Genomic DNA, 21879 nt, shown 5'->3' with positions numbered 1-21879 from the left:
CAATCAGCCCCCCCAGCTTCGGGAGCGACTGCTACTAGAGCGTCCGCCACCCCAGTTGGATTTGGCTGAAGCGACCGCTCCAAAGCCCCCGCGTGAAACCGTCTTGGTAACCTTGGGCTTGGGATCCATCGCAGTTTTATCTACGGTATAGGAGTTTTTACCGTAGCGACCGATAACCTGACCATCAGCGGTCATCAAGCGATCATAATAGCGGGAGCCGGAGGCAGAATAACGGTATACCGGGTTGTAATGACCGTAGGAGTGATAGCGCCGGTCATTATCATTCAATATAGAGGCGACCATAAAACCGGTCATCAGTGGCATCCAAAAACCGCTGCTACTCTCGCGACAACTACCGAACTCCGTCTCACACTGGGACAAATTGGCATATTTGGGCCCAGTCCGCTCAGCTTCCGCGAGGGCCTTCTGGTAGGCCGCCTCACATTGGGCTTCATCAAGCTGTGTATTATTCACACAGTCCTCGACAGAGGACACCACCTTAACCTCTTCATCGGAGGAGCAGCCCACCAGAGCCACGGTGATACCCAGAGCCAGGGGGCGTAAAACAAAACTTGCCCCCCTGCCCTTGCGCATCCGCGCAAGATTAATATTTTTACTACGCTTCATCCTCACCTCCGCTTAATAGCTCATGCAAGCCGCGTTGAGGACACCAACAGAAATAGTGGTAGCTGCCAGCATAATACCCGCGCTGACTTCACCGTCTTCAATGCGCTCAACAATACGTGGCATAAAGCCAAAACGAATAATCGCAAAGGCAATAAGCTGAGCGATTAGAGCAACCACTGCCCAAGTGGCAAAGTCAATAATGGAAACAGAGTTACTGGCAGCGCCGCCAACAGCAATGGCAAAACCCAGCACCGCACCACCAAATCCAATGGCAGCGGCTGCGTTTTTGTCTTCACGGATTAACTTCCATTCGTCATGGGGTGTCACTAGTGCATAAAGAAATTTAAACGCGATTAAAAATACCAGTGACAGGCCAAAATAGGCCGCAAAATGGAGGATACCAGTCATCAAATCGTAGGGCTGGTCCATTAATACATCTCCTTATTATCCGTGAATAGTCAGCTGTGATGGTGTCAAAGTTATACCGGTACTAATCACCAGGCTGCGACTCAGGTAACCTGCGTCCTCCTCTTTCTCTTCCGCTGAAAGGAACAGGGATTCGGTACGCTGATCGGACAAATCGCGTTCAAAAAGCATGGTGAATTGGTCGGTGAGGGAATAGTCCCCATCGGCGTCATAGGTCTTCTCGGCCATATGCACCGGGTTGTGATAATCACCTGTAGCAGTCCAGACTCTCTGATAGTTACGGTCCTGCAATTGGTAATTAGCTGCACCGATTTCTTGCTTTAGAAGCCTGTCCCAAACCTGCTGATTGGCGACATCGAGGGTATCGTAAAAGTGAAACAGCTTTACGTCTACTACATGCTCATCACTTTGACCGCCTTCTGCCACAACCTGTAGCCAGGCATCGTCATCAGTATAAAACCGATAAACCCAGGCTCCATCGAGCTCTACAATTCCGGCGGCTTTGATAATCTGCGTTGGAGAACAGGATTCAATCGTGAGTTCATCCAGTATCAGGCGAATAGCCAATGGGTCCAGTTCAAAACTTGCGCCGAGTCGCAATCCCATAATTTCCGGGGTTTTCACCTTTGGAATATCTTTACCTTTGAGTTTGTCAATCAGCTTGGTAAACACGTACCTGTCCCCTCTCCTTCATTCATTTTTATATCGAAGCAGCGCTTTTCTGTAAGCCGCTTAGCAGAAATGTAATAGAGCATATCCCCCCTGTTCACCTCATCGGTCAACGCGGGGTTTACATCAATTTTAACTATTCCCTGACGACGTACCGCAATCAAGGTTGCGGACAAATTCTTTTTGAAATGATCAAACAGAGCAGAAAATAACAATGGCCGTTCACCCTGATACTCAATACTGTACTGAGTCATTCCATAAGTGCTATCCAGAAGCTGCCGGTGTAATCTGGCAGAACCGGGGTCCAGGGAGGATTTAGCCAGTAATTCCACCGCTACTGAGGGGATGCATTCAATATTCGGGCAGTGTGAGCGCAATAGCTCACCGACATTTTCATCCTGGAAATAGGCTGTTTTATGGCTATTGGGACTGAGTTTGTCACAGAACAAAGCTGTGGTGAGCGTGACATCATCCAGGGGATTATCGATAATGATTCGCGCGGCATCGACAAGTGCGGCGCGCTGCATGCTCTCAATATGGGAAAAGGATTCAACCCGGACAAAATCAATTTTACCCGGCATGGGATTCTCGATGTCGGCCTCGACACAAAGCACGATATCTGTTGCTGTACCATTGGTTTTCGATAACAGCAGCTCTATCAAACGAAGGGTTCGCGTTCCATTCCAGCCAATTATAACCGTATGATTTACATGGTTTGTCATGCGCAACCCTCTCTTTCCTCTATGCACAAACTCTGAAATTACAAAGCCCACCTTGGTAAGCACCAAAGCGAATAGACTCAATCCAAAGGGGATCACCCAGGTTGCCACAACCACTTTACCTGCGGGCGTTACCGGCGAGAAATCGCCATAGCCTACTGTGGAAGCAGTCACTATCAGCCAATATATAAAGTTGGCGGGGTCAACAATCTCATGCTCCCCTGCAGCACTGAGTAATAGGTAACTCCCCATTACATAACCCAGCACGCCGACAAGAATGGTTAGTATATTGGCCTTAACAAAAAGCGACGCCAGAAGGCGCCGCACTCGATAAAGTAGCACTGGATCAGGCCTTTTGGCGGCTCGCCAGTAGCTGGGCCAGCTTGTCGCTGCCGCTGACCTGGCCACCGGGCTTAATGCCCGCCGCCTTCAGCTTGGCGTCCAGACCAGAGCCGCTTTCCTCTGTTGCCAGCTCTTCAGCAGCTTCCAGCTCCGCAGCACGCTCCTGTTGCTTGGTCTTGATACGATCAAGGCTGTCCAGGGCCGTTTTGATTTTGCTGTTAGCCCCCATATGGCGAGAGGAAACGGCTACTTGGGCCTTTTGTACAGATTCGGTGGCCTTGATCTGGTCAATCTGCTGCTCCATACGGCGGACATTAATTTTCGCCTTGGAGATATTCCCTTTCAGGGTACGCTCAGAGTTGATGAAGCCATCCAAGAGGCTCTGTTCCGTTTCGAGTTGAGCTTCCAGCTCAGTAACACGCTCGGCACACTCCAAAGCCAGGCTATCATCACCTTTCTCGCTGGCACTGATTGCGTGGTTGCTGTAAGTCTCAATATCGGCTTTTAGAGACTCTACCTTACTTTCTGCCAGCTTGCGCTTGGCCATGATTTTAGTCAGGTTCTCATCACAAGCTTTCAATTCGGCCTTTGCCTCCCGCAGTTCTTGATCGAGGATACGGATAGACTGGCTGTCCGCAACGGCTTCAGTTCCTTCATTGACCGCGCCTTTCAAGGCAGTCCAAATTTTTCTCAGGCTCATGCTACACCCTCCATTTCAAAATGATCAGCATATAAATCCAGGAAGTCACCCACATTGGAGAACAGGGTTTCAACTTCTTCAATTACCACTTCGTCCTTACTGGACACAGACAAAGCGCCAAAAGCGACATAGTAACGCTCACCGCCAATCATGGTGATGGCGATCGACGTCAGGGGAACCAGTTGATGAGTCTGGAGAATCAACTCATTAAGGGCGACCACGTCGGCTACCTGGCTGACCGGGAACAAGATGCTCTCGACAACGATCTGCTTCTCACCGACATAAACGAATGCATCGACTCCTTCGTCATTGGAAATACTGAGGCACTCTCCCTCAGATTCCACCACCCATCCGGTGTGGCTTTCCGCCAAATGGCGTAGATTCTCATGGTTCCAGGTCATCTCGACTCCCTCGCTGTGGAATATTAGTCACAAATATAGCATCAAAAAAAAGGCGGTCAATAACTTATTTCAAACTTATGTTGCAAATAATACACACAAAGATAATATTTACCACATAAGTGACATCAACTGTAACGGAGTCGAGCCCATGGACCACAAGCAAAGCCTCAGTAACCAGCAAGCACTGGCTCCGTACAAACAGGCTATCGCCCGCTATGTGCGCGCATCTATGGCTTTGCGGGGTATGCGTTACGGGGATCTCGCCCAGGCCCTGGCCGAAAGAGGGATTTCAATGACCACGGAAAACCTGCGTAGCAAGGTGAGTAAATGCATGTTTTCTGCAGATCTACTGGCAGCCATCATTGATGCCTTATCGGTGGAAGACAGCGCCATGCCTGAAATCCTTAAGCAAGCGCGAGAACTACAAGATCAAGGACTCAATACCGAACATTAGAGAAGCTAACATGCTCTATCATGCAGTACCAATAGGAAGTAAATCGCTAAACTCGAAGACAGAGCATGCTATAAAATCTAGCAACCAGGCCCGCTGAATAGCTAGTAGTGATGGAGCTTATAAACCGGCTCACCGTTACCACACTTACCGACAACCTCTGGTTCAGAGAGTTTGGCTCCTGCCGGTATTATTTTATTGGTTGGCCACCATACAAAACAGGCATAGCGAAAATTGACTGCCCAGTTACAGTAAAGGCGGCCGTCATCCTCCTCATAGAATCGCGCCTGACAAAAGCTTAAGGTCGGGCTTCGCACCCCCTGTTGCTGCTGGGCATCCACAAATATCACATCCACAGCTGCTACGGCAGTCACCCAAAAGCAGGGTATTAATAACCACAATTTCATAGGCGTACTCGGCTAAACTGCAAGCTGAACTCCTATAAAGCCTAGCAGCCCCGGCGCAACTTTCATTTTGTGTATCCACTTCTAAGAGTGAGCCCCCCACTACCCTAAAGGTGACCCCTCTTCAAAACTGCAAGAATACGTCTAAGGCAGTTCTCTGGGTCACGCTTCCAGCTGGCATAGGGTAATGGCAAAACAGTAACCCCCGCTCTGTGCAACACTTTATAAGTCTGGGTAGTAAAGTGATACCGATACTCCCCAGGAAAACCGATCAAATCCACCCCCAGGACTCGGCCGTGGTATTCGCAGACCACATCAATACGCTGGCCAGCGATAGGGAATGCAACCCAATGTCTGACCTCCGCCATCCGCAGGCTCGCGCTCACCTCTTCGGCAAACTCACAGGGAAAAACTTTTTGTGGAACACTTAGGCCCGCCTCATGATCAAAATCAACATAGCGGCGCAGCAAGTGCTCAGGTGACAGGGATTCCGGGCTGATGGAATAAGCCACCAACTGCCTCTCTTTAGCCCGGGTCACAGCAACATTAAACATGTCGGCACGATTAAGATAAGTCGCTGCACGCAGGGACTGATTGTCTACAGAAAAAGACAGGAGCATCAGGTCCCGCTCCTCTCCCTGAAATCCGTAAGGGGTTGCAACCAAGACGGAGAAACTGCTCAGCACATCTGTCGGGAAGGCCTTATCCACTTCGGATGCCAGATAATCCGCCTGCTCCCTGAAAGGAGAAAGAATTCCAACCGTTGGCTTGAGTGGGGAGTCGGCATAGCGATGAGTATGTTCACGCAGCTGCTCAAGTATCCAATCCTTTTCCAGCCGATTTCTGCCATTTTTTGCTCGCTTTCCCTCCAAGTAATGCAGAGTTAAAGTCCTCTCACTAGAAGCTACCGGTCTAGCCTGCATCACCTTGAGTCGATCTGTATAAAAAGCGTTATTGCTAAAAGCAATTAACTCCGGCTGACTGCGATAGTGTTCATCCAGTAAGGTAACGGCCTGCTGACTACCCAGGGAGTCAGAGACAATATCCAACAAGGACTGGTCCCGGTAACTCAACTTCATAGGTAATTCTTCAGGGCTTCCTAGGTCTTCCCACAACTGTTGTTGTTGCGCCACAGATAAAAAGGAGACGTGACGCAGCTGCTTGCCATCCCCGACGACAACCGCACGTTTTGCTCGGTGTAATGCTGGTAGGACGCTGGCGATATCACACTGGGTGGACTCATCAAAGATAACGAGATCAAAGAGCTCACGAGAGAGAGGCAATACTTCATTTAGCTCATCCAGGCTCACAAGCCAAATTGGGTACGCCTGTAAAACAACCTGCATATTCGTTTGAGCAAAACGCTCTGCTTGCGTTTTGGAGGTTCTAGCCCTGAGAGCCTGATTGAAAGCCGATAAATGCCTTCTTTCATGCTTTAAAAGATTTAGAAGGGCCTCTTTTCGATAAGCATTAATAAATCGAGACGCATGCCGCTCAAAATTCTTACGCAAGGTCCCGATTACCTCCTGGAATTCCCACAGTGATTCCGTATCCAGTTGCCGACCTAAAATACGCAATCTCAATGCCACCAACCAAGTACCAAAACCATCGGAACCGAGTTTCTGAGCAGCTCTTAACGCTCCATTAAAGCGGCGCTCAGCTTTACGCATTGATTTGAGTGTTACTTTAAGACTACGCTTTAGGTTGGCAACGCTCACCTCGGGAGCTTCAACCCCTTCTTTGAGCAAAGAATCCAAATGAAATTTCAGGCTGGGTATAAAACCCTTTTCACCCGCATGTACATACCCTTCCTGCAAGTCATAGGCCTCACGCAACTTCTGTCGTACAACATCTATGGCCTGGGGGGTTTTAGAAACTACCAAAACAGTATTGCCATGCAGCATTTGGTCAATCGCCATTGCGGCAATGGTAAAACTCTTACCGGTGCCTGGCGGGCCGGAAACCAGACTCAAGGGCATCTTCGCAGCATTTCGCAAAGCCCTTTCCTGAGCCTCACTCAAAAGTCCCGGCAACATCTCCGGCTCACTGTCACTCTGCCGGAAATCAACAACCTCCTCCCCGAGGGCCAAATTTAATGGAGCAGAAAAGTTTCGTTCTCGGCCTAGAAGTTTCAGCTCATGAAGAACACCGCGCGATCCCCGCGACCTATCAGCCAGAATGAGGGCGCAGGCACTGCTTATTGCCAGAGCTGGAGCCCTACCCAACTCATCACAATCAACCGTCTGTAGATTCGGCCAGCGACTAATCTCTTCAATACCGGTTAACCGACTATTTTGTTCCAGCCAGCGACCCATGGCTGCCACCTGGGGACTATCCAGCGGAAAGCTCGGTATAGGGAAGCTATCTGTTACTCTTGAGTCTATATCCGGCTTAAGGATCAAGCGCAGCAGTGGAAGGTTGATATGGAGATCAGCCGAGTTGACCTCCACAAAATACTCTTCGTCAGAACAAAGACGGGCAGGAAAATACAGTAGCGGGGCACACAATTGACGCTTGGAACTAAGCCCCAGCTGACTCGGGAGTTCACCAGAGATCAAGAACACCGAATAGATTAAACTGCGCTCTTTTCGGTAAGCATCCGTTAGCTCTACGAGCTTAGTAACCGAGGTCCCCACCAATGGTACTCTGGGCAACTCTCCACTGGCTAAAAAGTCCCGCTCTCTGAAAAATACCCGGCGATTACCCGCAAGCCGGGCAATATTACTCAGTGATAAATCATGACTATCCGCCTGATAGCAACGTCTGAAATATTCGACCAACAATTTGGAGGAGTCCCGCATAACCATCCATGCTTCCAATTAGAGGCAAAGTCCTGCCCGAAATTGTACCACCGGGACGACACTCCCCACTCAATGTGCCAGTTGGCATTTAGACTGGCTAGCCCTCACTCGCTATTGTGCGTAGTTTGCGAGATTCATCTCGACTCAGGCTCAGTCCATATTTCTCTACGATAGAAATAAATCGCTGAACATATATTTTACCGACGGGCGCATAGGGTGGCATCCACTCATCAGGCCCTTTGTGCCCTTTACTTTGATTGCGGCCATCATCCACCAACCAGAGATTATCGATATCCTCAGCAAAGCGCCTTTTCTTTGCACGGCTCCACCCAGCTCCTCCGTGATCATGGGCCCACTTAAGGGGCACAATATGCTCCACATCCAGATCAGAAGCTTTGCTGTAAAAATTGCCGGTATAAGGATCTAGCCACAACCCAGTATCCACCTTACAGCCGTTGGCGCGAGTATAAGTAACTGGCGAAAGGGAGTACCGTATCAACAGCTCATGTCGGGTATCTTGGCAATCCCTATCTGTATCAGACCACTTGGGTAACCACTCTGATCTCTCATAACTAATCGCCAGAGCAGAAAAGCTGAAAGAAAATAAAAAGAAGCACACACAAAATCTTGAAATTGACCGAACACTCATACATCAACTACCAATCAAATCAGATCTTTAGATTACTAGAAAACTGATTGGGATTGTATGTACCGGTTCAAACTGAGGTAAAAACGAAACCATTAATTACCAACAAACAGCGAAAGGAAAAGATAAGTGTATGAACCGGCGCAACGGAGGCAGTTAGAAACCACTAGTATCTGGGAAAGGAAGGATGATCCCACGCAATACTCAAAAAGGCATTGCGCAGGATCTCGAATTACCCACGATCAACGCAGGCTCATCGCACTATACAGAGACAACCTCTTTAGCAGGGGCTGGCTGCGACTTTAAATTCATCTCATCTAGATTACCTTCCACCTCATTAGGTTTAACCTTGTGGAAGACCGCGTAGAAAACAGGGATAGCAATCAGCGTAAGCACAGTGGCAAAACCTAGCCCCCCCATAATGGTTACGGCCATATCCGCAAAGAAAGCATCAAATAGCAGTGGCGACATTCCTAAAATAGTGGTCACAGCTGCAAGGAAGACCGGACGCAAGCGACTTACGCTAGCACGCTGAATAGCAGTGAGTCTGGGCAAGCCCGCATGTGTTTGTACTTCGATCTCATCGACCAAAACCACAGCGTTTTTAATCAGCATTCCAGATAAACTCAATACACCAAGAAGTGACATAAATCCGAAAGGCAGCCCCGTCGCCAACAAGCCTACAACTACGCCCACCAAACACATGGGAACTACCAGCCAGATAATTACGGGCTCACGTACAGTACCGAACAACAAGATCGATACCAAGATCATGATTAGGAAGCCAAGTGGCAAGCCTTTACCCAGAGACTTCTGTGCATCGGTAGAGCTTTCATACTCACCACCAAATTCCACTTTAAAGCCTGGTGGTAACTGCATACTTTCTACCCAGGGGCGAATTCTCCCAAACGCGGCCATAGCAGTAACGCCTTCCGGAGCATCGGCACTGACAGTGATGGTCGGAACCCTATCGCGTCTTTGGATCAGGCCCTCGTCTGCAGTAACCTCAAAATCCGTGATCAACTGTCCCGCCGGAATATACCCTTGCTCGTTAGGGCTCCAGACCAAACGATCCTCCAGGGAACCCACTTGATTCCTATCCCCTTCCGGCATTCGCGCAATAATAGGGATAATACGATCGCCGCTCTCAAAATCACCCACGGTATAACCGGCAGAGGCAAATTGAATCATCCGGCTAATATCGGTATTCGTGACACCAGCTACGCGAGCACGCTCATCATCAAGGTGGGCATGGATAGTCGGCTCTCTACTGCGCCAATCATGGCGAATATCTTCCAGGCCCTTCTCGCGAAACTGTTGCTCAACATCTACGGCAAGCGCACGCAAGGTCTGAAAATCCTGACCAGAAATTCGCACTTCCACATCGGCACCACCACCAGGGCCAAACACCAGGCGCTTAAAGGTAATCAATGCTTCAGGCTGCTCTTCACGTAACTGCGCCTTTGCCCTCTCTATCAGTTGAGCGATCTGCTCGCGATTCTCAGTGCGAACAATTAGCTGACCATAGGAAGCATTGGGCGGTTCAGGAGCATAAGTGAGCATAAAGCGATCGGCTCCCCGACCAGCTACAGCCGTTACCGAAACCACCTCATCCTGCTCTTTAAAATACTTTGTTGCCTGTTGAAGAGCCTTATCAGTACGGTTGATGTCACTGCCCTGTGGCAAGAAGTAATTCACATAAAACAGCGGTGCATTGGAGTTGGGGAAGAATCCCTGCTTTACAAACCCAAAAGCAAAATAGCTTACTAATGTAACGGCAACGAGTAAGCCGATGGTGAGGCCACGATGCCTTAATGCTCCTGCTAAGGCTCCGGAATACATGTTGTAAAAACGACCATTATAGGGGTCTTCAGAATCTGAATTCTTACCGGGTTTGAACAGGTGATACCCCAAATAGGGCGTTACAGTTACAGCGAGAATCCAGCTGAGCAGCAATGAAATCCCAATCACAGCAAACAGAGAGAAAAGGAATTCACCGGTGGCATCATCAGACAGTCCAATACCAGAGAAAGCCATAATACCAATTACAGTGGCCCCCAAAAGCGGCCAGAATGTTTGGCGCACTACCCGGCTGGCAGCACTCTTGGGCTCCTCATTTCGTTGAACCCCCATCAACATGCCTTCTGCAACTACGATAGCATTATCAACCAACATACCCATGGCAATAATGAGGGCACCAAGAGAAATCCTCTGCAGGTTCAAACCAAACAAATTCATGATTAATACGGTACCCAGAACCGTAAGACCAAGCACGGTACCCACCACCACGCCAGAGCGCCAGCCCATAAATACACAGAGTACGAGGGTAACGATCACAACTGAAGAGACGAGATTAAACAGAAAGCCATCGACACTCTCTTCTACCACTTGGTGCTGGGCATAAACCGGGTGAATTTCCACCCCCAGCGGCAGAGCCTGTTTTATCTCCTCAAGCTTGGCCTCTACAGCCTTACCAACATTAACAATATTGGTATTTTCAGCTCCCGCTATACCAAGCAATACCGCCTGATTTCCATCATAGCGGGCAATAAAGCCAGGGCTTTCATCATAACCCAGGGAGATATCTGCGATATCTCTGATGGCCAACATTGCCGTTGAACCAGGTACACCCACAAGAATATTACGGATTGCTTCCAAGTCACTTGCAGGATTATCCACTACGATGCGGGTGCGCAAATCCTGACCACCGATTTCTCCAACTTTCTGTGTGGAGCTTTCCGATTGCAGAACCTGGGCTAGATCATCGAGAGAGAAACCAAACTGAGCGAGTCGGGACTCATCAATATCCAAATAGGCGACTTCATCAATGATTCCAGAACGGGAAACTTTCGCCACCCCCTCAACACCGAGCAATTCACGACGAATCGCTTTGGTGATTTCACGCATTTCGGTCAGGGAAAAACCCTCACCGGTAATCGCATAATAAATACCGTAGACTTCACCGAAGTCATCATTGACCACCGAGGGATATGCCCCACTGGGAAGGTCACTTTGGGCATCATTAACTTTGCGACGCAGCTCATCCCATACCTGAGCCAGTTCTGCGGAGGCGTATTGATCCTTAATTTCTACACGGATTTCTGACATTCCCGGACTAGAGGTAGAGGAAACCTTATCCAGCTGTCCCATTTGCTGGATAGCGACCTCAAGCTTTTCAGTAACCTCCTCTTCCACCCTTTGTGCACTGGCGCCGGGATAGAAGGTATACACTCGCGCTTCTTTAATGGTAAAGGCAGGGTCTTCAAGGCGGCCAATATCCGAAAGCCCCCAGAGTCCGCCGATCAGGCAAATCAACATTAGTAGCCAGCTATAAACCGGCTTTTCGATAAATGTATCAGAAATCTTCACAACATTTCCCCCCTGTTCACAGGGCCAGAGCTCTCAAGCAAAAAATTAGTGCTGTACATAATTGCGAACTTTTGCACCGTCATAGAGATGCTGACCGCCCGCAGCTACCAACTTCATCGCTGCTGACAAGCCCTTAGTGATCTGTACGGCTTCACCATTGGTACGACCAAGAGCCACCTGAACTTTGGAAACCGATTGATCTTTATTAATTTGCCAGACATAGGGTTTCCCATCACTATTGCTCTGCACTGCCGCCAGAGGAATCCAAAAATCTCCGCTGCCCTCTTTCATTTTGACCGTCACTCGGGCAGTCATACCAGGAAGAATCTGAACATTCTGCGGTCGCGGCATCCCCAGTTCTACCGCGTAGGTCTGGGTTACACTGTCGGCTTCCGCTTGGTGTTCACGGTATTGCAAAGCAAACTGCTCACCCGGAAGAAACTCAAACTCCGCTAACACTGAGCTTATTTGCTCTTCGTTGACAGTAGCCAACATTTTTTCCGGCACAGAAATTTGTATACGCACCTCAGAAATATTCTGTAAGCGCACAATGGGCTGGCCTGGCTGAACGTTAGTGTAATTCTCGACAAGCTGCCGTGTTGCCAACGCATCAAAGGGAACCGTCAGCTTGGTATAAGCTAAATCCTGTTCCGCTCTTTCCAGGGTTACTTTGGCAAGGTCAAAGTTACTCTCGGTTTCATCGAGCTGCTGCTGGGAAATCACTTTGGAACTTGCCAGTGAGCGCTGTCGATTCAATGTTTTCTCCAGAAGCTCTACATTTACCCGGGCTTCTTTTACCCGGCGTCGGTAATCGCGATCGTCAAGCTCGGCAATCAAAGTGCCTTTAGGAATGATTTCGCCCTCTCGAAGATTTAGCTTATCGAGCTTACCGCCAACCTGAAAAGAAAGGTCCACGCTCTGCACAGCTTTTACTCTGCCTGCAAATTGTCGATCTGCTACTTTATTGGTGCTCTGAACGGTGGCCACTTTCACCGGCCACAACCGCTCAGCACGTTGCTCTTCTTTCTCCGAGCCGGAGCAACCCGCAAGAATGACCACCGCTGCCATAAGCAGGGCTAGTGAGGCACGAGAACTTACCGACAATTTCATATTCGTCATCCAAAAAGCGTGTTTAAGAAAAAAATCAGGTGAGATCTGCAGAAAGCATCAACAAACGTTCGCGTAAACGGGTGAGCATCGGATCTTCTGGCTCCACCACACCCAACACACGCCCAAAGAACATACCTTGGGCTGCGAGAATCAACAGCTGTGCAAACTCGGGGTCTTTGTAGGTTTGGGAGATTTCACTGCGCAATTCAGCCTCCTTAACCTTAACTGGTTCCAGGAGTGCCGGATCTTCGGCTACTGCTGCAATCAATGAACGGGGCAAGCCTTCATCATCTTCCATTAGTTCAAAAATGGAACTAAGCCGAGAGGTCAACAAGTCACCGCCAGCTTTGGTGCAAGCTTCAGCACTGGCATCTTCCCTGGCAATCGCTGCCTCCAACATCGCTTTGAGAAGAGACTGTTTGGTTCTGAAGTGATGAATTAAACCACCCTTACTTAACCCGCACTGGGTAGCCACTGCATCGAGAGTGAGCTTGCGTGCCCCCTTCTCTCGCACCACCTCTTCGGCAGCACGGACAATGGCAGATTTATCGACTCTGGACACATGACCTCCCGGGATTACCTAACAAACCAACCGGCTGGTCGGTATCTTAACGCTCCTCAGCAAAAGATCAAGCTATGCTACCCTCTGTCACCGTCAAGCAAGGTTAAAAAGTGTTTACGAAACGCGCTGACCGAACCAGTGAAAGTGAGCGCCCCCGATTACGGAGTTACTTATGACGGATCACGCCTGCCCCTGCGGCTCAGGTAAGAAATTTCAGAGCTGTTGCAACCTCTTCCTCTCTGGGCAAGCCTATCCCAATACTGCAGAGAACCTGATGCGCAGCCGTTATTGCGCTTATGCGATGGGAAACCTGGCCTATCTGCGCAAAACTTGGCATCCAGACACCTGTCCAGATCTTCGCCAGGAGGACCTGGAGACCCAGTGGACGAGACTGGAGGTTATTAAAAGCAAAGCTGGCCTGAAGAGATCGGTGGTAGAGTTTAAGGCGTGGTATTCAGAAAATGAGCAGGAACATGTAATTCATGAAGTATCCCTGTTCAAACTCTACAAAAAAAAGTGGGTGTACCTGGAAGCGCTCCCCGGATAGCCTGAAGAAGGCAGAACCTAAAAACCGGCAAGAGTCAGTGGCAAAATAAAACGAACTGCAACTACAAGAGAGTAAGTATCGCGGGAGCCCCTCCACTCCCGCACCTCCTTCCTTATTTTTTGTTTATTTAAAAAACGTTTTCCTGACTTTGCTTTAACGTGCGCACCACCCTTCCCCATAAGTGGATTACGCGCGATATAATTGCGAACTCTCCCACTCCCCTTAGGTGGATTTTTTTTCATATACATTCTCCTTTATCGAAAATTTTGGCAGCCAAGTGCCAACAGCCAAGGTGTTTTCCTGCTAGTCTCAGCCAAGTAACGGGCTTATGCCACATCAAATAACTCCTTTTCAAAACTGCTACAAACTAGAAGTCTACCCCTTAATACATATTACCTGACGCAGGGTATGCTCCACTTCGACAAGGTCTGACTGATTATCCATAACTTGATCTATATCTTTATAGGCCGCCGGAATTTCATCAATCACTCCCTTATCTTTACGGCATTGAACACCCCTAGTCTGCTCTTCAAGATCCTGCCTGGTAAACCTCTGGCGCGCTGCGCTACGACTCATTTTGCGGCCAGCTCCATGAGCGCATGAGTGGAATGATTCGGCAATACCACGTCCACGCACAATATAGGACTTGGCTCCCATTGAGCCTGGAATAATTCCCAGCTGATCTTTTTTCGCACTGATCGCCCCTTTACGGGTAATAAAAACATCCTGCTCAAAATGGCGTTCGCGCACTACATAATTGTGATGACAATTGATTGCCTCACTGGTGAGCGTAAATTTTGGCAGATGATTTTTGAAACAATTCAAAACCAACTTCATCATTTCTTCCCGATTAACTCTAGCGTACTCCTGGGCCCAGCTTACCGCCTCGATGTAATCATCAAGATGGTGGTTACCTTCGGAAAAGTAAGCCAAATCTTTATCTGGCAGATTACGTATATGTCCTGCCATATCCTTTCGAGCCAACTGGATAAAGTGCTGTCCAATAGCATTGCCAACACCTCGACTGCCTGAGTGCAGCATCACCCAAACCGCATTATTTTCATCCAGACAAATTTCAATAAAATGATTGCCGCCACCCAGGGTCCCCATCTGGGTAACCCAAGTTTTCTGTGGCTGATGCAGCCTTTTTAGTAGCCCAGGATGTTTTTCAAACAACCTATCCACACCGGGAGCTAAAAGTTTGCAGGCAGATTCCCTGGCACTGATCATCTTGTGACGACCCTGTCCAATGGGTACTTTCACCTCAATGGCCTCCCGCAATGCTTTCAGGTTGTCAGGCAACTGATGGGCATGTAACGAAGTTCGCACTGCATTCATTCCGCAGCCAATATCCACCCCTACCGCTGATGGGATTACCGCATCTACTGTTGGGATCACAGAACCAACGGTTGCCCCTTTTCCTAAATGTACATCCGGCATTGCCGCAACATGGGAGTGTACGATTGGTAACTGAGCAATATTTTTTAGCTGCTGCAAGGCCTGCGGCTCGATTTCATCGGTATATATTTTTACCGGAACACTACCTTGCTGTGCATTTTTATTTAGCACAATTTTTACAGGCATATAGAGTCCTTGGATTGATCCAATAAATCATTAAAAGCTCTCCAAAGCCCCAAACAAAAAAGCCCCGGCAAATGCCAGGGCTCTAGAGAATTCTGGCTTGAAAAGCTCAATCACTTTTCAAGCAGATGCACATGAAAAGCGATCAAAAAAACAGGTTGTTAATATCCACATTTCGCATTTCATGGCTCCTTCGTGGCTGCGTTCCACGTCAATCAAGAAATAACTAATAAAAAATGCCAGCTTTAAGCAACTCATGCCGACAACAAACTATGTGACAAATTTTATTGCCTAGCCGTAATAAGTCAACCTAAATTTAAACTACTTTTTAGTATTTTTTCTCAACAAGTTACTATCAGGTATTAATAACCAATTAACTGAGGCATTTTTTATATGCAATCACTACGTTTCAGCAATACACTAAGCAGCCGACATATGAGCCTGTATCAGATCAAACCATGAGTTGTGAACCAGAGATTATCTATGAGGACGAACACCTGCTTGCCGCTTATAAGCCTGAAGGCTGGCTCGTTCACCGTTCCGAGATAGACCGTCACGAGACACGTATCCTCCTGCAGCACCTCCGCAATCTAAGTGGTTATCATTTATACCCAGTTCACAGACTAGATAAGCCTACATCTGGAGTTATTATTTTTGGCAAAAGCAGTGCGGTCGCCGCTCAGCTCCAACATCAACTGGAAGGTAAGGGCTCCCTAAAGAAATATCTTGCTGTTTGCCGCGGATACTGCCCCGAACAGGAGACCATTGATTACCCACTCCCACCGGTAGCAGACTTTAAACACCAGAGGAAACGCCCCAAGTCAGAGCTTCCCCGCCAGGAGGCCATCACCCTCTTTCAGCGGCTCGCCACCATAGAACTACCTTATGAGGTGGATCGCTATTCCACCAGCCGATATTCACTGGTAGAAATTCAGCTGAAAACTGGTCGCCGACATCAAATCCGCAGACACTTCAAGCATATTCACCACCCCTTAATTGGTTGCCCCAAATATGGAAAATCTTCCCACAACCATTTTTTTTCTCAGCAGTTTAATTGTGGGAGACTGCTACTACATGCCGTAAAATTAGAATTACAGCACCCAGCTAGTCAAAAATTATTAGTATTACAGGCCGAACCACGAGGAAAGTTCATGAAGCTTCTGCAGACATTTGGCTGGTCTGATGCACTCAACCACTGAAGCAAAGGGAATAAAATTAGAAAACCAAGAAACACTGTGTTCGAGCGAGATATCCTAAATAGAAATCACACTTAATTTAAATCGTTAGCAGGCAGTCCAAATTACGACGAAACATCTCCCTGCCCAAGCTGATCCTCGATACTCTTTTTACGTGAACCAAAGAGGCCTCTTCGCTCCACCTCAAGTTTGGGCTGAGGCCTCAAGAAATAGCGCAATTTATCTTTCTCCCACATTGCATCCTGGTAGCCAAGCTCAATCAACTCCTCAATATAGGGCCGCTCAAAAAGCAAGTAACTTGCCGCGGAGACTCCGCCTCCAGACCGCGTCGCACCTGTGGAGCGAAATAACCAACGCAACGCCGGCGGTAGATACTTTAATTTTCTCCCTCCCAATCTGGCGAGACTCTGCGATGGTTCAATAACCACGGATTCTACTGGCCGAAGAGGAGAGAGATCGGCAAATTTATCTTCTTCCACAGAATCCAGTAAGGTATTAACCCTATCCAAATGTTCCAAATCCCCTTCCAAGCTATCAATAAAAGCAGCATTGAACCACTGAGCAGTAATCTGGGCCATTGAGGGAGAATGAACCTGATTATTGCTACGCCGACTACCCCAGTGAACCGGAGAGCGGTTATCGGAAACACCTACGATAAAGACACGCTTAGCTCCAAGGTGTAAGGCCGGGCTGATGGGAGCCATTTGACGAATTGCACCATCGCAGTAGTAAATATCGTCGATTTTTACTGCAGGAAAAATTGCGGGGATTGCAGATGAGGCGAGCAGGTGATCCACCGTCAAGCGGGTGGAAACTCCAAACCGGCGAAAGCGCTGCCAACCTCTCACACCATCCGCAGCTTGATAAAAGCTCACCGACTCGCCCTCACTATATGAAAGCGCATTAATGCAAGTTGCGTGTAGATGGCCTGCGTCGATATTTTTTTGGATATTATCGAAATTAATTACATCCAGTAAAAGCTGACGCAAGGGGGAATTATCGAGAAGTGCAAGAGGTTTTTCTCTCCCAACACCCTGATTAAACAGCGAACGGCTAATAGACAATAAATTACTAATTAAGCTAAACCAGCTAGTGCGGTACACCCGCTCCACACTCAGGTTCATCCACACCGAGCACATACTCTCGATCGCTTCTTTAAATGTACCTGGGTGAGCGGCCAGCATCATGGCATTCATAGCGCCAGCAGATGTGCCGCAAATAATTTTAAAAGGGCGCGGGTTATCTTCGGGCACAACTTCTGCTAGGGCTTTGAGAACCCCGGCCTGATAAGCAGCACGGGCGCCACCACCCGAGAGCACTAACGCGCTGTTCTGCACCGGAATCAGGGACTTTTCGTTACCTTGAGACACTGTCATCTTCCAACAGAAACAGGCTATAAATCACGCTACTGGCTATAAGGCTATTGAAAAGCACAGGCACAGACAAACACCATTACTTATATAAAGAGGCAGATGACTGTCATTCGCCTGTTCAGCTGTAATTTTTTCTCCAAATAAACTCTGAAATACTCAAGAGATCTAAAGTGCCATATTAACGACATAGCGGCCGATGCCATGGCCTCGGTGTAACCGTGCCAGAAATTCCGGTGCCTGTTCAAGTGATATATCTTCCGCAATAAGTTTTAGCTTATCGCCGATATACCATGGGCCAGCTAGCTTTTGCCAAACCGCGGCTTTCTTTTCTACTGGCAGCTCTACACTATCAACACCCAGCAGACTGATACCTCGCAAAATAAAAGGGAATACATTTGCATGAAACTGTGCGCCCGAAGCCATACCACATGCCGCTACACCACCACCGTATGCTAGGGATTTAACCACATTAAAAAGGGTTTCCCCGCCTACTGTATCTACAGCCCAAGCCCATAAGGGTTTAGCCATGGCCTTGTTGGCAAATGGCGCTAAAGTATCTCGGTCAAGTACCTTCCAAGCACCCAATTCAGCGAGAAAGTCGGCCGCTTCAAGTTTCCCGGTCACCGCAGCTACTCGAAAGCCCAACTTTGCCAGCAGCGCCACCGCAATTGACCCGACTCCGCCAGTAGCACCGCTGACCAATACTTCACCATCTTCTGGCATGGCTCCAGCCTCCAATAGCCGGTCCACACAGAGGGCAGCGGTTAACCCAGCAGTACCAAGCGCCATAGATTCCCTGGCGCTGAGCCCCTCTGGAAGCGGTAGAGCCCACTCAGAGGGAACAGCAGTAACCTCCGCCAAGCCGCCTGGGGTATTCATGCCTAAATCATAACCTGTGACTAAGAGTTCAGTTCCTGGCCTGAATTTACCACTTTGGTCTTCGAGCACTGAGCCTACGGCATCAATCCCTGGAGTGTGCGGGTACTCTCTGGTAATACTGCGGTTTCCAAATGCAGACATAGCATCCTTGTAGTTCAGAGAGGAATAGGAAACTCTAAGCAACAAGGGGTTACTGGGCAAATCTCGGAGATGTCGCCTCACCAGTAGTTGATCAAATTTTCCAGCGGCCACCTCTTCCACCCTAATGGCCCGAAACTCCCTTTCCTGAGAACTATTCATACCTGCTTTATCCTAATGACAAACTTCCCTATAAATTGCCCTTGTCGACATCTCTTACTGGGCGTGATGACGCCATGCGCTCAATCTTGAGAATAGACGTGTCAGGGCCGACTCTACCCCGGCCTCAGCAGCCAACCCCATTTTCTTGGCGATATTTTTCTTCTCTTTGTATTCCACCTGAAACAGGTCAGCATGTTTAGCACAATCTGTCAGGTACTCATCAGATGTTTTCAGCTCATCCACAAGGCCCATTGTCAGAGCCTTTTGCCCAAACCAAACTTCTCCTGTCGCAACCTTGGCAACATCCAAGTTGGGGCGGTACTCACTGATAAAGTGCTGGAAAAGTACATGTATTTCCTCCAGATCACTCTGGAACTTCTCACGTCCCTCTTCAGTATTTTCTCCGAACATGGTTACTGTGCGCTTGAACTCACCCGCAGTGAAAAGCTCATAATCCACATCGTGACGCTTTAGCAAGCGATTAAAGTTAGGCAGCTGTGCCAAAACACCGATAGAGCCCAACATTGCAAAAGGTGCGGCAAGAATTCTGTCTGCCACGCAGGCCATCATATAACCGCCACTTGCCGCTACTTTATCCACTGCAATAGTGAGCTGAATGCCCGCACTGCGTACACGTGCCAACTGGCTTGCGGCCAGACCATAGTTGGCCACCATTCCTCCGGGGCTTTCCAAACAGAGCAGCACCTCATCACCAGCCTCTGCAACTTGAAGAATTGCAGTAATTTCCTCCCGCAAACGCGAAAGCTCACTGGCTTTGATGTCGCCATTAAAGTGGGTGACAAAAATACGCTTGCGCTCATCTGTCGAATCCGAGATTTTCTCTGCCTCACGGGCATCAGCTTGTGGCTCTTTCGTCTCACCGCCTAGATTGCCTTCTTTGGAGGTTTTCTCTTTGGCCGCCGCTTTATGCTTTTTAGCCAGGGCTTTTTCCTCAGCTTTCTTATCCTTTGCCAGCTGCTTTTTACGCTGATTAAACTCGTGTTTTTCCATAACGGCTTCGAGCAGAGTTTCTTTAAACTGCTCGTAGCGGTCATTCAATCGAGTAACACTGATGTGTCCCTGCACCCTCTCTTTAAGCTGCTCTCGATTAGCAAAAATAAAACCTATCAACACCATCAGAGCAACGATAACAGTTACTATTTTTGCCAGGAACAGGCCGTATTCAATTAAAAATTCCACTTATACTCCAGATTGCTGCCATGCAAATTAAAAATTATTTAGCCGCCCTACTGCCAACCATCCAAGGCAGTGGTCGCCTGCTGATTTAATGGTCGCGCCAACAAGCCGCTGTGACTGATACGCACCTCATAAACTGCACCATCCTCCATGGGCAAAAAGGTTGCGCTCCCGTAGACGGCATCAACGAAAGGAAGATTTTTATCAAACCCTCGTACAAACTGCCAAATATCAACCCCATAATTTGTGCCATCAATTTGATGCACAGAGCGTTCGCGTACTCTTTCGTCTTGCAAGGTAAGATAACGACCGCTCAGGCGATCCAGGCGATAAGCTGGCTCGATACCCCAGCGTATCAATGGGCCTTGCCACTTCAGCATACGGGCATCCAATTGCCACTGATCTCCATACAGCTCAAATTTTTGCGAAATACCATCGGCATCAGAAAACTTCACTTCAAACTGCTGCTCCGCGATCTTTTTAAATGACACAACGCCAACGCTATGCTCATTACCTAGATTTCGATAACTGTATACATCCGCAGCAACCAAAACGATCCAAAGGGCCAAACCAAAGAAAACCAGCCCTACAGAGCCGCGCAAAAAACCCGTCACCCAAGAGCCACTCAATAGTACCCTCGCTCCCCAAAAGACGAGGAACAGAGCCACTACCGCTATTAGGAAGGTGATCACGATATACATGATGATACTTAACTCCTCTCTGCCAATTCCTTAAAAACGGAAGATCTACAGCTTCAATCCGCCTGCCAATAAATTGGAAAACGTATGAATCAACTGTCCAGATAAAGTTTGCACTGGCGGAATAGCTGGCAGCGAACGATAGTGGAACCACTGAGCCTCCTCAATCTCATTTGGATCGGGGCATAGCTCCCCCCCCTGCCACTCTGCCAGATATCCCAACATCAACTGCCCCGGAAAAGGCCAGGGTTGGCTACCGACGTACCTGAGTTTTCCCACCTCAAGTCCAACTTCCTCTCGGACTTCTCGCCTTAAAGCCTGCTCTGCACTTTCACCTGGTTCAATAAATCCAGCCAGCGCGGTATAGGTGATATTTCTTCGATTGGCATGGCGAGCGAGTAGGCACTCCTCCCCACGGGTAACCAACATGATTACGCAAGGAGAAATTCTTGGGTAAACCGTCAACTGACAATTTGGGCAGGTCCTGGCCCGGTCTAGAGAATGGTAATGGGTTTCTGTACCGCAGCGGCCGCAAAAGCGGTGATCTCGATCCCAATAAGCCACCTGCAGAGCTCGGCCAGCTAAAGCAAATAGATACTCCTCTGTCGAAGTAAGCAGACTACGCAGGTTACGCCAGTCATGCCCATGAATCTCAAACTGAGCTGAAAGTACTCTAACACCACAACTGCGACCTCCCAGCTCACCGAGATAGTGGCTTGAGATAGCAGTAGTAGGTGGCAATTGATCCACCTCGTGAATGAACCGGTCTCCACTACAGAGAACCAGGCCCTCCGCTACAATAATTTGCTGGGAGAACTCGGGAGCCTCCCAAACATTTGCGGCAGGCTCAAAGCGATCAACCAAAAAGTGACTCCTTTCTC

The 21879-nt window shown here is 48.6% G+C and carries 22 protein-coding genes; 3 read left to right on the top strand and 19 right to left on the bottom strand.

The features are described 5' to 3' along the window. Positions 1-3: 3 nt before the first annotated feature. The 6 genes from ACJJJA_RS09540 to ACJJJA_RS09515 are packed head-to-tail and all read right to left on the bottom strand — an operon-like array spanning position 4 to position 3884. Positions 4-627: a DUF1190 domain-containing protein gene (locus ACJJJA_RS09540; protein ID WP_444888622.1), complete on the bottom strand. Its 624-nt coding sequence runs from the start codon at positions 625-627 to the stop codon at positions 4-6. 12 nt (positions 628-639) lie between these two features. Continuing rightward, positions 640-1056 carry a DUF350 domain-containing protein gene (locus ACJJJA_RS09535; protein ID WP_252085410.1) on the bottom strand — a complete coding sequence of 139 codons (417 nt, stop codon included), beginning with the start codon at positions 1054-1056 and terminating at the stop codon, positions 640-642. A gap of 15 nt (positions 1057-1071) precedes the next feature. After that, positions 1072-1725 (bottom strand): YjfK family protein, encoded by a 654-nt coding sequence (locus ACJJJA_RS09530; RefSeq protein ID WP_252085409.1) that lies wholly within the window; start codon positions 1723-1725, stop codon positions 1072-1074. Beyond that, positions 1710-2783, bottom strand: coding sequence for a potassium channel family protein (locus tag ACJJJA_RS09525; protein ID WP_252085408.1), 1074 nt, complete (start codon positions 2781-2783; stop codon positions 1710-1712). Before ACJJJA_RS09525 ends, ACJJJA_RS09530 begins: the two co-directional genes overlap by 16 nt. A gap of 4 nt (positions 2784-2787) precedes the next feature. Then, on the bottom strand, positions 2788-3483 hold the full coding sequence (locus ACJJJA_RS09520; RefSeq protein WP_252085407.1) for a PspA/IM30 family protein: 696 nt from the start codon (positions 3481-3483) through the stop codon (positions 2788-2790). Then, on the bottom strand, positions 3480-3884 hold the full coding sequence (locus ACJJJA_RS09515; RefSeq protein WP_444885397.1) for a DUF2170 family protein: 405 nt from the start codon (positions 3882-3884) through the stop codon (positions 3480-3482). Before ACJJJA_RS09515 ends, ACJJJA_RS09520 begins: the two co-directional genes overlap by 4 nt. 148 nt (positions 3885-4032) lie before the next feature. Here ACJJJA_RS09515 and ACJJJA_RS09510 point away from each other — a divergent pair, with 148 nt between their 5' ends. Further along, entirely contained in the window at positions 4033-4338 is a 306-nt protein-coding gene (locus ACJJJA_RS09510) for a DUF6471 domain-containing protein (RefSeq protein WP_444904410.1), read from the top strand. 101 nt (positions 4339-4439) lie between these two features. On the opposite strand, the gene ACJJJA_RS09505 is transcribed toward ACJJJA_RS09510, so the two are convergent. From ACJJJA_RS09505 to ACJJJA_RS09480, 6 genes are all read right to left on the bottom strand, one after another. Then, entirely contained in the window at positions 4440-4742 is a 303-nt protein-coding gene (locus ACJJJA_RS09505; RefSeq protein WP_252085404.1) for a hypothetical protein, read from the bottom strand. Positions 4743-4846: 104 nt separating this feature from the next. Further along, complete coding sequence (locus tag ACJJJA_RS09500) at positions 4847-7546, bottom strand: DEAD/DEAH box helicase (protein ID WP_444904409.1); 2700 nt, start codon at positions 7544-7546, stop codon at positions 4847-4849. 91 nt (positions 7547-7637) lie between these two features. Further along, a complete protein-coding gene (locus tag ACJJJA_RS09495; protein ID WP_444885399.1) occupies positions 7638-8189 on the bottom strand; it encodes an HNH endonuclease family protein in 552 nt (183 codons plus the stop codon). Positions 8190-8447: 258 nt separating this feature from the next. Then, positions 8448-11555, bottom strand: coding sequence for an efflux RND transporter permease subunit (locus ACJJJA_RS09490; protein ID WP_444904408.1), 3108 nt, complete (start codon positions 11553-11555; stop codon positions 8448-8450). 45 nt (positions 11556-11600) lie between these two features. Beyond that, a complete protein-coding gene (locus ACJJJA_RS09485; protein ID WP_444904407.1) occupies positions 11601-12665 on the bottom strand; it encodes an efflux RND transporter periplasmic adaptor subunit in 1065 nt (354 codons plus the stop codon). 34 nt (positions 12666-12699) lie between these two features. Continuing rightward, the gene (locus tag ACJJJA_RS09480) at positions 12700-13227 is read right to left on the bottom strand and encodes a TetR/AcrR family transcriptional regulator (RefSeq protein ID WP_252085399.1); all 528 of its coding nucleotides are present in this window, start codon (positions 13225-13227) and stop codon (positions 12700-12702) included. Positions 13228-13399: 172 nt separating this feature from the next. On the opposite strand from ACJJJA_RS09480, the gene ACJJJA_RS09475 reads away from it, so the two are divergent. Next, on the top strand, positions 13400-13774 hold the full coding sequence (locus ACJJJA_RS09475; protein WP_444904406.1) for a YchJ family protein: 375 nt from the start codon (positions 13400-13402) through the stop codon (positions 13772-13774). 17 nt (positions 13775-13791) lie between these two features. Here ACJJJA_RS09475 and ACJJJA_RS09470 read toward each other — a convergent pair whose 3' ends face one another. Both ACJJJA_RS09470 and ACJJJA_RS09465 read right to left on the bottom strand, forming a co-directional pair. Next, a complete protein-coding gene (locus ACJJJA_RS09470; protein WP_444904405.1) occupies positions 13792-14016 on the bottom strand; it encodes a hypothetical protein in 225 nt (74 codons plus the stop codon). 133 nt (positions 14017-14149) lie between these two features. Continuing rightward, positions 14150-15358: an RtcB family protein gene (locus ACJJJA_RS09465; protein WP_444904404.1), complete on the bottom strand. Its 1209-nt coding sequence runs from the start codon at positions 15356-15358 to the stop codon at positions 14150-14152. A gap of 455 nt (positions 15359-15813) precedes the next feature. Here ACJJJA_RS09465 and ACJJJA_RS09460 point away from each other — a divergent pair, with 455 nt between their 5' ends. Continuing rightward, positions 15814-16554, top strand: a complete 741-nt coding sequence (locus tag ACJJJA_RS09460; RefSeq protein ID WP_444904403.1) for a pseudouridine synthase — start codon at positions 15814-15816, stop codon at positions 16552-16554. Positions 16555-16655: 101 nt separating this feature from the next. Here ACJJJA_RS09460 and ACJJJA_RS09455 read toward each other — a convergent pair whose 3' ends face one another. From ACJJJA_RS09455 to nudC, 5 genes are all read right to left on the bottom strand, one after another. Then, positions 16656-17921 carry a patatin-like phospholipase family protein gene (locus ACJJJA_RS09455; protein WP_444888615.1) on the bottom strand — a complete coding sequence of 422 codons (1266 nt, stop codon included), beginning with the start codon at positions 17919-17921 and terminating at the stop codon, positions 16656-16658. Between the two features lie 168 nt (positions 17922-18089). Beyond that, positions 18090-19103, bottom strand: a complete 1014-nt coding sequence (locus tag ACJJJA_RS09450; protein ID WP_444904402.1) for a YhdH/YhfP family quinone oxidoreductase — start codon at positions 19101-19103, stop codon at positions 18090-18092. Between the two features lie 54 nt (positions 19104-19157). Continuing rightward, the gene (gene sohB / locus ACJJJA_RS09445; protein WP_444885407.1) at positions 19158-20303 is read right to left on the bottom strand and encodes a protease SohB; all 1146 of its coding nucleotides are present in this window, start codon (positions 20301-20303) and stop codon (positions 19158-19160) included. Positions 20304-20350: 47 nt separating this feature from the next. After that, positions 20351-21001, bottom strand: coding sequence for a cation/multidrug efflux pump (locus ACJJJA_RS09440; RefSeq protein WP_444885408.1), 651 nt, complete (start codon positions 20999-21001; stop codon positions 20351-20353). 45 nt (positions 21002-21046) lie between these two features. Next, positions 21047-21862, bottom strand: coding sequence for an NAD(+) diphosphatase (gene nudC / locus ACJJJA_RS09435; RefSeq protein ID WP_444885409.1), 816 nt, complete (start codon positions 21860-21862; stop codon positions 21047-21049). Positions 21863-21879 lie beyond the last annotated feature (17 nt).

Source organism: Microbulbifer mixtoriginis (SeqCode) (assembly GCF_052466865.1).
Note: the sequence above shows the minus strand (reverse complement) of the source record. Positions and strands in the feature narration are given on the sequence as shown.

What these genes read in the sequence shown, in the direction of transcription:
- ACJJJA_RS09540 (WP_444888622.1), bottom strand. Translation starts at nt 627, where the DNA reads ATGAAGCGTAGTAAAAATATTAATCTTGCGCGGATGCGCAAGGGCAGG.
- ACJJJA_RS09535 (WP_252085410.1), bottom strand. Translation starts at nt 1,056, where the DNA reads ATGGACCAGCCCTACGATTTGATGACTGGTATCCTCCATTTTGCGGCC.
- ACJJJA_RS09520 (WP_252085407.1), bottom strand. Translation starts at nt 3,483, where the DNA reads ATGAGCCTGAGAAAAATTTGGACTGCCTTGAAAGGCGCGGTCAATGAA.
- ACJJJA_RS09515 (WP_444885397.1), bottom strand. Translation starts at nt 3,884, where the DNA reads ATGACCTGGAACCATGAGAATCTACGCCATTTGGCGGAAAGCCACACC.
- ACJJJA_RS09510 (WP_444904410.1), top strand. Translation starts at nt 4,033, where the DNA reads ATGGACCACAAGCAAAGCCTCAGTAACCAGCAAGCACTGGCTCCGTAC.
- ACJJJA_RS09505 (WP_252085404.1), bottom strand. Translation starts at nt 4,742, where the DNA reads ATGAAATTGTGGTTATTAATACCCTGCTTTTGGGTGACTGCCGTAGCA.
- ACJJJA_RS09500 (WP_444904409.1), bottom strand. Translation starts at nt 7,546, where the DNA reads ATGGTTATGCGGGACTCCTCCAAATTGTTGGTCGAATATTTCAGACGT.
- ACJJJA_RS09495 (WP_444885399.1), bottom strand. Translation starts at nt 8,189, where the DNA reads ATGAGTGTTCGGTCAATTTCAAGATTTTGTGTGTGCTTCTTTTTATTT.
- ACJJJA_RS09485 (WP_444904407.1), bottom strand. Translation starts at nt 12,665, where the DNA reads ATGAAATTGTCGGTAAGTTCTCGTGCCTCACTAGCCCTGCTTATGGCA.
- ACJJJA_RS09475 (WP_444904406.1), top strand. Translation starts at nt 13,400, where the DNA reads ATGACGGATCACGCCTGCCCCTGCGGCTCAGGTAAGAAATTTCAGAGC.
- ACJJJA_RS09470 (WP_444904405.1), bottom strand. Translation starts at nt 14,016, where the DNA reads ATGAAAAAAAATCCACCTAAGGGGAGTGGGAGAGTTCGCAATTATATC.
- ACJJJA_RS09465 (WP_444904404.1), bottom strand. Translation starts at nt 15,358, where the DNA reads ATGCCTGTAAAAATTGTGCTAAATAAAAATGCACAGCAAGGTAGTGTT.
- ACJJJA_RS09460 (WP_444904403.1), top strand. Translation starts at nt 15,814, where the DNA reads ATGAGTTGTGAACCAGAGATTATCTATGAGGACGAACACCTGCTTGCC.
- ACJJJA_RS09450 (WP_444904402.1), bottom strand. Translation starts at nt 19,103, where the DNA reads ATGAATAGTTCTCAGGAAAGGGAGTTTCGGGCCATTAGGGTGGAAGAG.
- ACJJJA_RS09440 (WP_444885408.1), bottom strand. Translation starts at nt 21,001, where the DNA reads ATGTATATCGTGATCACCTTCCTAATAGCGGTAGTGGCTCTGTTCCTC.